At 39.1% G+C, this 11,364-nt stretch carries 10 protein-coding genes; 5 read left to right on the top strand and 5 right to left on the bottom strand.

The genetic code is table 11. The features are described 5' to 3' along the window. Positions 1 to 157 precede the first annotated feature (157 nt). Both HMPREF2837_RS06375 and HMPREF2837_RS06380 read left to right on the top strand, forming a co-directional pair. On the top strand, positions 158 to 685 hold the full coding sequence (locus HMPREF2837_RS06375) for an ECF transporter S component (protein WP_049548312.1): 528 nt from the start codon (positions 158 to 160) through the stop codon (positions 683 to 685). Positions 686 to 703: 18 nt separating this feature from the next. Further along, positions 704 to 1,219: a transcription repressor NadR gene (locus tag HMPREF2837_RS06380; RefSeq protein ID WP_075230739.1), complete on the top strand. Its 516-nt coding sequence runs from the start codon at positions 704 to 706 to the stop codon at positions 1,217 to 1,219. On the opposite strand, the gene HMPREF2837_RS06385 is transcribed toward HMPREF2837_RS06380, so the two are convergent. The 5 genes from HMPREF2837_RS06385 to uvrB all read right to left on the bottom strand — a co-directional run bounded on the left by HMPREF2837_RS06385 (position 1,216) and on the right by uvrB (position 6,403). Then, positions 1,216 to 1,683 (bottom strand): 8-oxo-dGTP diphosphatase, encoded by a 468-nt coding sequence (locus HMPREF2837_RS06385; protein ID WP_075230740.1) that lies wholly within the window; start codon positions 1,681 to 1,683, stop codon positions 1,216 to 1,218. The genes HMPREF2837_RS06380 and HMPREF2837_RS06385 overlap by 4 nt on opposite strands. Before the next feature lie 22 nt (positions 1,684 to 1,705). Further along, positions 1,706 to 2,140: a hypothetical protein gene (locus HMPREF2837_RS11685; RefSeq protein WP_075230741.1), complete on the bottom strand. Its 435-nt coding sequence runs from the start codon at positions 2,138 to 2,140 to the stop codon at positions 1,706 to 1,708. 1,041 nt (positions 2,141 to 3,181) lie between these two features. Continuing rightward, positions 3,182 to 3,808, bottom strand: a complete 627-nt coding sequence (locus tag HMPREF2837_RS06405) for an NAD(P)H-dependent oxidoreductase (protein ID WP_075230742.1) — start codon at positions 3,806 to 3,808, stop codon at positions 3,182 to 3,184. A 94-nt stretch (positions 3,809 to 3,902) separates the two neighbouring features. Next, positions 3,903 to 4,400 carry a GNAT family N-acetyltransferase gene (locus HMPREF2837_RS06410; protein WP_049548305.1) on the bottom strand — a complete coding sequence of 166 codons (498 nt, stop codon included), beginning with the start codon at positions 4,398 to 4,400 and terminating at the stop codon, positions 3,903 to 3,905. A gap of 14 nt (positions 4,401 to 4,414) precedes the next feature. Then, on the bottom strand, positions 4,415 to 6,403 hold the full coding sequence (gene uvrB / locus HMPREF2837_RS06415) for an excinuclease ABC subunit UvrB (RefSeq protein ID WP_049548304.1): 1,989 nt from the start codon (positions 6,401 to 6,403) through the stop codon (positions 4,415 to 4,417). A 180-nt stretch (positions 6,404 to 6,583) separates the two neighbouring features. On the opposite strand from uvrB, the gene HMPREF2837_RS06420 reads away from it, so the two are divergent. From HMPREF2837_RS06420 to zwf, 3 genes are all read left to right on the top strand, one after another. Next, the gene (locus HMPREF2837_RS06420; RefSeq protein ID WP_075230743.1) at positions 6,584 to 8,749 is read left to right on the top strand and encodes an ABC transporter substrate-binding protein/permease; all 2,166 of its coding nucleotides are present in this window, start codon (positions 6,584 to 6,586) and stop codon (positions 8,747 to 8,749) included. Further along, on the top strand, positions 8,749 to 9,489 hold the full coding sequence (locus HMPREF2837_RS06425; RefSeq protein ID WP_049548302.1) for an amino acid ABC transporter ATP-binding protein: 741 nt from the start codon (positions 8,749 to 8,751) through the stop codon (positions 9,487 to 9,489). The genes HMPREF2837_RS06420 and HMPREF2837_RS06425 overlap by 1 nt, the downstream gene beginning before the upstream one ends. A 355-nt stretch (positions 9,490 to 9,844) precedes the next feature. Further along, entirely contained in the window at positions 9,845 to 11,332 is a 1,488-nt protein-coding gene (zwf, locus tag HMPREF2837_RS06430; protein WP_049548301.1) for a glucose-6-phosphate dehydrogenase, read from the top strand. Positions 11,333 to 11,364 lie beyond the last annotated feature (32 nt).

An 11,364-nucleotide genomic window follows, 5' to 3' on the forward strand; every position in this document is an offset into this window, starting at 1 on the left:
TCTTTTGTCTTGTTCTTGTTTCAATTGACTATAGCTTCTTTTTAGCATTCTTTTTCCTCATTTTAAAATAATCTCCTCAAAAATCAATTTTGCTTCTTGACTTGTTTGATTTTTTATTGTACTATACAACTGTATATACAGATAAAAAGGAGTTATTATGAATACACAAAAGAAAACACAATTCATGACCTTGACCGCATTACTGACAGCTATCGCTATTTTGATTCCTTTGGTGATGCCCTTTAAAATTGTCATTCCTCCCGCTTCCTACACTCTAGGAAGTCACGTTGCTATTTTTATCGCTATGTTTCTTTCTCCCTGGATGGCTATCTTTGTTATTATAGCTTCTAGTTTAGGATTTCTCATGGCTGGGTATCCGATTGTTATCGTACTTCGTGCCTTCTCCCATATCTTTTTTGGAAGTCTGGGTGCTTTCTATCTTCAAAAACATCCCCAAACCTTGGATAATAAGAAATCTTCATTGATTTTTAACTTTGTACTTGGTTTGGTTCATGCTATTGCTGAAGTTTTTGCTTGTATGATCTTTTATGCTAGTACTGGAACTGACTTAAAAAATATGTTCTATGTCTTGTTTGTATTAGTTGGATTTGGTACTATTATCCATAGTATGGTAGACTATTACTTAGCTTTGGCTGTTTATAAAGCATTGAAAAAACGCCGTTAAGCGTTAAGAAAGAAGAATATGACAAAAAATCGAAAAGAAGCACTTTTACAACTGTTAAAGGAGTCTCAAAAACCTCTAAATGGTCAAACTTTAGCAGACCGTTTTCATGTAACCCGTCAGATTATCGTTCAGGACATTGCAGTACTGCGTGCTGATGGTGCTCCTATCTTATCAACCAATCGTGGCTATATTTATAAAGAAAGCAAAACCAATCCGTATGTTCACAAGCTGTTTAAAGTAAAGCACGAGATGGAAGAAATCGGTCAAGAACTTCTAGCTATCGTCGATAATGGGGGACGTGTTCAGAATACCTTGATTGATCATCCTGTCTACGGGGAAATTGAAACCTTGCTCAAACTCTCTTGTCGCCGTGACGTTCAGCATTTTTTAGAGCAAGTCGAACGGTCTGACTTTAGACCACTTTCTGAATTAACAGATGGCGTCCATTATCACCTAGTCGAAGCTGAAAACGAACAAGACCTCCTCTATATCGAGAAGGCCTTGGACAAGTTAGGCTATTTAGTAAAGGATTAGAGTATTTTCTTTTCCCAATCGTCTTCTGTACGGCGAGGGTAGAAAAATTCAGACTTATCCGGAGCTTCCATCATCTCCATTAAAGATAACATATCATAGGCCAGATCCAAGTTTGGAATCTGGTCTTTTTGCACCCAAGAAACTTCCCCTTCATCTGAAGAGCGAAGGGGCCCAGAGAACTCTGTCGCCTTATAACAAATGACAATATAGCGCCCACCTGTATCTAGTGGCCAATTTTTAATGCCGACCAGTTGAGGATTTTGAATCGTCAGACCTGTTTCCTCGTATATTTCACGAATGACAGATTCAGCGAAAGCTTCTCCATTTTCAACATGACCTCCTGGGAAAGCATAGCCAGACCAGCGGTTGGTTTCAGGCGATCGATACTGCATAACCACGCGCTGATTTTCAAGATCTTCTATTAGACAAATATTAGTTAGAATGGTTAATTGAGAACGGGACATAAATTTACTCGCTTTCTAATGTTTAATTTTTTTCTACATACTTAACTTTAGATTTCATAATCAAAGGATTAACTAAGTCATGATATTCATGAATTTCATGGAGTAAGAATCCTCTGATGATTCTGATTTCATTTTTTTCCCTAATCACATAGTAGTCTAAATTGATAGGCATAGATGAATCTGGAACCGTGGATAAAATGAAAAAGATCATAAACCAGATTATAAGAGCAAAGAATCCACTGAGAGCCTGAAAAATCAGGTGATGCCATTGAAAGATTCTAGATTTATAGAAGATAGTCCACGGATGGATAAATAGGGTTAAACAAAGACCAAAGAACCAGAAATTCCACAAGATTGGTGTAAAAGCTAAACCAAAGAGGCCTAAGATAAAATGAATCAGGGCGAATACCAGGACCAGAAGGTAAATTACCCTAAATATAGTTAGATGTTTTATCATGATTGACTCCTTTTCTTTTCAATATATCTCATAAATAAAATCATTAAAGCAGGTACGGTAAAAAAAACAGATAGGTTGCTATAGGGAACCAAATATAGCGGTGATCTAGGGATAAGAGTGAAGGTAAAACGTGGTGAGTCCGTGTTTTAATTCCCATTGTCAAGTGAATTATAAAAATAAAACAATTGTAAAGAAACGGTTCCAGATAATCTTTAAAATTTTTCTTAGTTGAACAAACCTCTCGCAGATAATAAGCGTACATCCTACCGAATATAAAGAATATATTAAGATAAAGCGGAAACATATAATTAATTTGATTATATGGATTTGGAAGAAGGATAACTTGACTAAAAACAATACTTACTATCCCTACTAAGACTAGGTAAACTGTAAAATCCACTAAGAAAGCCAACAGCTTATGAGAATCTAACCACAGATTGAACTTCTCTACCCTGGATAATTTCTTTTTCCTTTTTAATTTTCTTCTGTTATTTTTCATTTGAATGAATTTTCCCCATTTCCTTTTGTCCTCTTTTCTTTTCAATATACTTGGAAATTATAATTGTCACAATAAGCCATAGAAAGAAAATAAAATAAGTAACGAGGGAAAACAGATATAGCGATAGTCTAATGCCCATATCAGAAGTAATCTTCTTCCTCTTTTAGAGGTCATCCCAATCGTTCACTGTAATACACAAGCAATTCCGTTAGGATATAAAAACACTTCTGCAAAATTTTGCAAGGAAATCCAGTCTTTCCTAAAGGTACGAAGGAAAATATGATAAGATGCATTCACTCAAAGAACGATATTTAAATAAAGTGGAAAACTATAATGCAGTTCCCGATAGGGACTTGGAATAAGGGTTGTCCCGTACAATAGACATAATATTCCTAGAGCAGAAAACAACAGAACGCTTGCATCAAGTAGAAAAGCAACTTTTGTATGCTTCATAAGCCAAAGATTCATGCGGTCCAGTAGACCAATCTTTCTCTTTGATTTCTGGTGTTTTTTTAATGTTTTCTGTCTCTTACTTTTTTGTTTCATGATAGTTTTTTAACTTCTTCTGCCACTTTTTGGAGATGCTCTTCACGCATACTTGCTGTATTCACATCCAGTCCAACTTCACCTAGTACGCACACGCGCTTAGTTTTAATTCCACAGTGATTCAAGACCGCATTTTTCAAAACAGAGATGCCATAGCTATCTGGAATGTTGATAGGACCCGAAAAGATTTTGTACCACCAAGTGGGCGCCATGGAGGTTGCGTAAATACTGGCTGTTTTCCCTTTTAATAACTTTTTAAACTGCTTGCCTCTAAGGTAATTCCAGATAAAACTCCCCTTATCATTAGCAGAGTAAGCAATCCCCGGTGTAAAGACCCGATCAATCCAGCCTTTCATGAGGCTAGGCATACTACTCCACCAGATAGGATAAATAAAGATGAAATGATCTGCCCACTGGATTAATTCTTGGGAACGAAGGATAAAAGAATCTTCTTCCATACGTTTTCGATATCCATAACGTAAAACAGGATCAAAATCTTTTTCATTAAGACTGATAACTTCAAGCTCATGGTGCCTTGAATCAATATTTTCTACAATGGTTTGAAAAATTGCTTGACAGTAACTTTCCTTATCAGGGTGTCCATTGATGACTAGAATTTTCATTCATCTTCTCCTTCATCTCTTTGTTTCATTCTATCTATTTCACTTTTTAGACTTGATTAGTTGATAACGGTTCAAAGATTGATAGATACTTCTTTTAGGAATTTTTATTTGAAGAACACATCATCCTCAATTCCTTAACAGGTTTTCCAAGTTTAAGTATTTTTTCTTGGCCATCAAAAGTAAAACCTATTTTTTGATAGAAAGCAATGGCTCGCTTATTATCTTTCAATACCCATAAATAAATTTCAGAGAAATGATCAATAGCAACAAATGCAGCATGCATTAACTGTTCACTCACACCTTTTCCATAGTAATCTTTTAAAACATATAAGGCAATGATTTCACCAGCTTGAATGGCCTCATCACGAAAATTTCCATAGCTGATAAATCCAACGACCTGCTCTCCATCCATAGCAATCAAGGTATTTTCTGGATATTTTTGACTAAAGAATCGACATCTTTCTAATGTCATCGTCTCCTGAAATTCCATGGGTAAAAGATCGTCACAAGCCTCTCTCCACGTTTTCCAATGAACGAGGGATTTTCCTTCTACCTCTTCAGGAGTTTCCATTGTTTTAATGATAATCTTCATTCGCTTTATCCTATCTAATCCAACGCCTTCACTTCCAGCATCATATCGCGAATCTGTGCTGCTAGTTCAAAGTCAAGCACTTCAACGGCTTCTTGCATTTGTTTTTCTAGTTTCTTGACGAGTTCTTTGCGCTCTTGTTTGTTGAGACTGTTGATGTCAACTTCCTTGTCCTCTTCCTTAGCAACTGCCTTGGTCACAGCAATCAGATCACGGATTTCTTTCTTAATGGTTTGTGGAACGATACCATGTTCTTCATTATAGGCCATCTGGATTTTCCGACGGCGAGCAGTTTCATCAATGGCACGTTGCATAGACTGAGTCACAGTGTCCGCATACATAATGACATGCCCTTCACTGTTACGAGCGGCACGTCCAATAGTCTGGATGAGTCCACGCTCGTTACGAAGGAAACCTTCCTTGTCAGCATCGAGAATGGCAACCAAGCTTACCTCAGGAACATCAATTCCTTCACGGAGGAGGTTGATTCCGACCAAGACATCAAAGACACCCAAACGTAGGTCACGGATAATCTCCGTCCGCTCTAAAGTCTTGATATCCGAGTGCATATACTTGACCTTGATGCCCATTTCTTTGAAGTAGTCGGTCAAATCTTCTGCCATTTTCTTGGTCAAGGTGGTGATAAAGGTTCGCTCGTTCTTTTCAACACGGGCATTGATTTCACCCAAGAGGTCATCAATCTGTCCCATAGTCGGACGGACCTCCACCTCAGGATCCAAAAGACCTGTCGGACGAATGATTTGCTCAATCACTGTCTCAGTCTGTTCATTTTCATAGTCACCAGGTGTCGCTGAAACGTAAACAATCTGATGCACATGACTTTCAAACTCTTCACGACGGAGAGGACGATTGTCCAAGGCTGACGGCAAACGGAAACCATAATTAACCAGCATTTCTTTACGAGAGCGGTCTCCATTGTACATTCCCTTGATTTGTCCCATAGTCATATGACTCTCGTCAATCATAATCAAGAAATCATCTGGAAAGAAGTCGAGAAGCGTATAAGGAGGCTCTCCTTCGCTACGTCCATCCATATGGCGTGAATAGTTCTCAACCCCGTTAGTATAGCCCATCTCACGCAGCATTTCGATATCATACTCTGTCCTCTGTTTCAAACGTTGGGCTTCAAGCAGTTTACCTTCCTTCTCAAAGACAGCTAGTTGTTCTTCTAATTCTGCCTGAATCTTTGCAATGGCAACTTCCATGTAGTCCTCATTGGTCACAAAGTGAGTCGCAGGGAAAATCGCCAAATGATCCACTTCTCCCAACACCTGACCTGTAAGCGCTTCAACTTCACGGATACGGTCAATTTCGTCTCCAAAAAATTCCACTCGAAAGGCGTGTTCATCACGGGAAGCTGGGAAAATCTCTACCACATCCCCACGAACGCGAAATCTTCCCCGTTGGAAATCAATATCGTTGCGCTCAAACTGGATATCCACCAAATCATTCAAGAGTTTATCACGAGAAATCTCTAGACCAGGACGGAGACTCACGACACTATTAGCGTATTCCTTTGGCGAACCCAAACCATAGATACAAGAGACTGAAGCTACTACAATGACATCATTGCGCTCCAGAAGGGCTGAAGTCGCTGAGTGGCGGAGCTTGTCAATCTCGTCATTGACAGAACTATCCTTCTCAATATAGGTATCACTAGAAGGGACATAGGCTTCTGGCTGGTAATAGTCATAGTAAGACACAAAATACTCAACAGCATTTTCAGGGAAAAATTCCTTAAACTCCCCATAGAGCTGTCCTGCTAGAGTTTTATTGTGGGCAATAACCAGAGTTGGTTTATTGACTTTGGAAATGACCTGACTCATGGTATAGGTCTTCCCTGTTCCAGTCGCCCCCATCAGAATCTGAGCTTTTTCTCCACCCTCGATATTATCAACCAACTGTTCAATGGCCTGCGGTTGGTCACCAGACGGTTGGTATTTAGATACGAGTTTAAATTTGTTGTCTGTAATTCTATTGATCATAATTGCCTCATACACATTTTCTATCCTTCTATTTTACCATAAAAAGGATCGACTTACTGATTCTCAACTTCTTGCCATTTAGCATCTTATGTCACATCTTCTCACATGAAAACACTAAATATTTGCCAACTTTTTTAGTTTCTGATATAATGGGAAAATATTCGGAAAAGGAGACTAAAAATGAAGAAAAAATTTCTAGCATTTTTGCTAATTTTATTCCCAATTTTCTCATTAGGTATTGCGAAAGCAGAGACGATTAAGATTGTGTCTGATACCGCCTATGCACCTTTTGAGTTTAAAGATTCAGATCAAACTTATAAAGGAATTGATGTTGACATTATTAACAAAGTCGCTGAGATTAAAGGATGGAACATTCAGATGTCCTATCCTGGATTTGACGCAGCGGTAAATGCGGTTCAAGCTGGTCAAGCTGACGCAATTATGGCAGGAATGACAAAAAATGCAGAACGGGAAAAAGTTTTCACCATGTCTGATACTTACTATGATACAAAAGTTGTCATTGCAACTACAAAGTCACACAAGATTAGCCAGTATGACCAATTAAAAGGTAAAACTGTTGGTGTTAAAAACGGTACTGCCGCTCAACGTTTCCTTGAAAGTATCAAGGACAAATATGGCTTTAGCATTAAAACATTTGACACTGGTGATTTGATGAACAACAGCTTGAGTGCTGGTGCCATCGATGCCATGATGGATGACAAACCTGTTATCGAATATGCCATTAACCAAGGTCAAGACCTCCATATTGAAATGGATGGTGAAGCTGTAGGTAGCTTTGCTTTCGGTGTTAAAAAAGGTAGCAAATACGAGCACTTAGTCACTGAATTTAACCAAGCCTTGGCTGAGATGAAAAAAGATGGTAGTCTTGATAAAATCATCAAGAAATGGACTGCTTCATCGTCTTCAGCAGTGCCAACTACAACTACTCTAGCGGGCTTAAAAGCTATTCCTGTTAAAGCTAAATATATCATTGCCAGCGATTCTTCTTTTGCACCTTTTGTTTTCCAAAATTCAAGCAACCAATTTACTGGTATTGATATGGACTTGATTAAGGCCATCGCTAAAGACCAAGGTTTTGAAATTGAAATTACCAATCCTGGTTTCGATGCAGCTATCAGTGCTGTCCAAGCTGGTCAAGCTGATGGTATCATTGCTGGTATGTCTGTCACAGATGCTCGTAAGGCAACTTTTGACTTCTCAGAATCCTACTACACTGCCAATACTATCCTTGGTGTCAAAGAATCAAGTACCATTGCTTCTTATGAAGATTTGAAAGGAAAGACAGTCGGTGTTAAAAACGGAACTGCTTCTCAAACCTTCCTAACTGAAAACCAAAGCAAATACGGTTACAAAATCAAAACCTTCGCTGATGGTTCATCAATGTATGACAGTTTAAACACTGGTGCCATCGATGCCGTTATGGATGATGAGCCTGTTCTCAAATATTCTATCAGCCAAGGTCAAAAATTGAAAACACCAATCCCTGGAACTCCAATCGGAGAAACAGCCTTTGCTGTTAAAAAAGGAGCAAATCCAGAATTGATTGAAATGTTCAATAACGGACTTGCAAACCTTAAAGCAAACGGTGAATTCCAAAAGATTCTTGACAAATACCTAGCTAGCGAATCATCAACTACATCAACAAGCACTGTTGATGAGACAACTATCTGGGGCTTGCTCCAAAACAACTACAAACAACTCCTTAGCGGTCTTGGCATCACTCTTGCTCTAGCTCTTATCTCGTTTGCTATTGCCATTGTCATCGGGATTATCTTCGGTATGTTTAGCGTTAGCCCATACAAATCTCTTCGTGTGATCTCTGAGATTTTCGTTGACGTTATCCGTGGTATTCCATTGATGATTCTTGCAGCCTTCATCTTCTGGGGAATTCCAAACTTTATCGAGTCCATTACAGGCCAACAAAGCCCCATTAACGACTTTATAGCTGGTACTATTGCCCTATCGCTCAATGCAGCTGCTTATATCGCTGAAATCGTTCGTGGTGGTATTCAGGCCGTTCCAGTTGGTCAAATGGAAGCCAGCCGAAGCTTGGGTATCTCTTATGGAAAAACCATGCGTAAGATTATCTTGCCACAAGCAACTAAATTAATGTTGCCAAACTTCGTTAACCAATTCGTTATCGCTCTTAAAGATACAACTATCGTATCTGCTATCGGTTTGGTTGAACTTTTCCAAACTGGTAAGATCATCATCGCCCGTAACTACCAAAGTTTCAAGATGTATGCAATCCTTGCCATCTTCTATCTTGTAATTATCACACTTTTGACTAGACTAGCGAAACGCTTAGAAAAGAGGATTCGTTAATGGCAAAACTAAAAATTGATGTAAATGATTTACACAAAAACTACGGAAAAAATGAAGTCCTAAAAGGAATTACGACTAAGTTCTATGAAGGAGATGTTGTTTGTATCATCGGTCCTTCAGGTTCTGGTAAGTCAACCTTCCTCCGTAGCCTCAATCTTCTAGAAGAAGTCACTAGCGGTCACATCACTGTGAACGGCTATGATTTAACTGAAAAAACAACCAACGTTGACCACGTCCGTGAAAATATTGGAATGGTGTTCCAACACTTCAACCTCTTCCCACACATGTCTGTATTGGACAACATTACTTTTGCTCCAATTGAGCACAAGTTGATGACTAAAGAAGAAGCTGAGAAATTGGGAATGGAGTTGCTTGAAAAGGTTGGACTAGCAGATAAAGCTAATGCTAACCCAGATAGCCTATCCGGTGGTCAAAAACAACGTGTGGCTATCGCTCGTGGACTAGCAATGAATCCTGATATCATGCTCTTTGATGAACCAACTTCTGCCCTTGACCCTGAGATGGTTGGAGACGTACTAAACGTTATGAAAGAATTGGCTGAGCAAGGCATGACCATGATTATCGTAACCCATGAGATGGGATTTGCTCGTCAGGTTGCTAACCGCGTTATCTTTACTGCAGATGGCGAGTTCCTAGAAGACGGAACACCTGATCAAATCTTTGACAACCCACAACATCCGCGACTTAAAGAATTTTTAGACAAGGTTCTAAACGCCTAGAGGCAGGGCTAAAAGTCTTTATAATCAAAAAAACGCATTGTATCAGGTATAAAAAACTTGATATTATGCGTTTTATTGTGGAAAGATTTACTTCGGTTTCTCCTAATACTCAATGAAAATCAAAGAGCAAACTAGGAAGCTAGCCGCAAAGCTGTACTTGAGTACGGTAAGGCGACGCTGACGTGGTTTGAAGAGATTTTCGAAGAGTATGAAATTGAGTTTTGCCTAACCTCTTAGTATAGCCGTATTGGATTTTTGGATTTTTTAGAAAATTATGATAAAATAAAGGATATGAAAAATGGGGACTCCTCATGCCTAGTTTAACTAGGAAACAAAATAGAAATTAGGTAGCTAGATGTCATCAAAAGTTATTGTTACAATTTTCGGTGCAAGTGGGGATTTGGCCAAACGTAAGCTCTACCCTTCACTTTTTAGACTTTATAAATCAGGTAATCTTTCTGATCATTTTGCTGTTATTGGAACTGCTCGTAGACCTTGGAGTAAGGAGTATTTCGAATCTGTTGTTGTCGAATCAATTCTTGACTTGGCTGATAGCGTTGAAGAGGCTCAAGCATTTGCGAGTCATTTTTACTATCAAAGCCACGATGTTAATGACACTGAGCACTACATCGAATTACGTAAACTTCAGGCTGAATTAAATGAAAAATATCAGACTGAACACAACAAACTCTTCTTCCTCTCAATGGCACCTCAGTTCTTTGGTACCATCGCTAAACACCTCAAATCAGAGCAAATTGTTGATGGTAAAGGCTTTGAACGTTTGATCGTTGAGAAACCTTTTGGAACCGACTATGAGACTGCAAGCAAATTAAACGAAGAACTCCTAGCTACTTTTAACGAAGAGCAAATCTATCGTATCGACCACTATCTCGGTAAAGAAATGATTCAAAGCATTTTTGCTATCCGATTTGCTAATATGATTTTTGAAAATGTTTGGAATCGTGAACACATCGATAATGTTCAGATTACCTTTGCAGAACGTCTAGGTGTTGAAGAGCGTGGTGGCTACTATGATGAGTCTGGTGCCCTTCGTGATATGGTTCAAAACCATACACTCCAACTCCTGTCACTCCTTGCTATGGACAAGCCTGCTAGCTTTACCAAGGATGACATTCGCGCAGAGAAAATCAAGGTCTTCAAGAACCTCTACCACTCTACAGATGAGGAACTTAAAGAGCACTTCATCCGTGGTCAATATCGTTCTGGTAAAGTTGATGGCATGAAATATATTTCATACCGTAGTGAACCAAATGTTAACCCTGAATCTATGACAGAAACCTTTGCTTCAGGTGCCTTCTTTGTAGATACCGACCGCTTCCGTGATGTACCTTTCTTCTTCCGTACAGGTAAACGCCTAACTGAAAAAGGAACACACGTGAACATTGTCTTCAAACAAATGGATTCAATCTTTGATCAACCTCTAGCACCAAATATTTTGACAATCTACATCCAACCAACAGAAGGATTCTCTCTCAGTCTTAACGGTAAAAAGGTGGGGGAAGAGTTTAGCCTTGCGCCAAACTCGCTTGACTATCGAACAGATGCGACTGCAACAGGTGCTTCACCAGACCCATATGAAAAACTCATCTATGATGTTTTGAACAATAATTCAACTAACTTTAGCCACTGGGATGAAGTGAGTGCATCATGGAAATTGATTGACCGTATCGAGAAGCTTTGGGCTGAAAACGGAGCTCCACTTCATGACTACAAGGCTGGTAGCATGGGACCTCAAGCTAGCTTTGATCTCCTTGAGAAATACGGTGCCAAATGGACATGGCAACCAGATATCGCCTATCGTAAAGATGGTCGTTTAGAATAATCATAACCACCCGTCTAACGGGTGGTTTGCCC

This window comes from Streptococcus sp. HMSC071D03, assembly GCF_001812125.1.
GTDB classification, from domain to species: Bacteria; Bacillota; Bacilli; order Lactobacillales; family Streptococcaceae; genus Streptococcus; species Streptococcus pseudopneumoniae_N.

Excerpts from the sequence above, each read along its gene's own strand:
- HMPREF2837_RS06405 (WP_075230742.1), bottom strand. The coding sequence starts at position 3,808 with ATGAAAATTCTAGTCATCAATGGACACCCTGATAAGGAAAGTTACTGT.
- zwf (WP_049548301.1), top strand. The coding sequence starts at position 9,845 with ATGTCATCAAAAGTTATTGTTACAATTTTCGGTGCAAGTGGGGATTTG.
- HMPREF2837_RS06385 (WP_075230740.1), bottom strand. The coding sequence starts at position 1,683 with ATGTCCCGTTCTCAATTAACCATTCTAACTAATATTTGTCTAATAGAA.
- HMPREF2837_RS06380 (WP_075230739.1), top strand. The coding sequence starts at position 704 with ATGACAAAAAATCGAAAAGAAGCACTTTTACAACTGTTAAAGGAGTCT.
- uvrB (WP_049548304.1), bottom strand. The coding sequence starts at position 6,403 with ATGATCAATAGAATTACAGACAACAAATTTAAACTCGTATCTAAATAC.
- HMPREF2837_RS11685 (WP_075230741.1), bottom strand. The coding sequence starts at position 2,140 with ATGATAAAACATCTAACTATATTTAGGGTAATTTACCTTCTGGTCCTG.
- HMPREF2837_RS06410 (WP_049548305.1), bottom strand. The coding sequence starts at position 4,400 with ATGAAGATTATCATTAAAACAATGGAAACTCCTGAAGAGGTAGAAGGA.
- HMPREF2837_RS06425 (WP_049548302.1), top strand. The coding sequence starts at position 8,749 with ATGGCAAAACTAAAAATTGATGTAAATGATTTACACAAAAACTACGGA.
- HMPREF2837_RS06420 (WP_075230743.1), top strand. The coding sequence starts at position 6,584 with ATGAAGAAAAAATTTCTAGCATTTTTGCTAATTTTATTCCCAATTTTC.
- HMPREF2837_RS06375 (WP_049548312.1), top strand. The coding sequence starts at position 158 with ATGAATACACAAAAGAAAACACAATTCATGACCTTGACCGCATTACTG.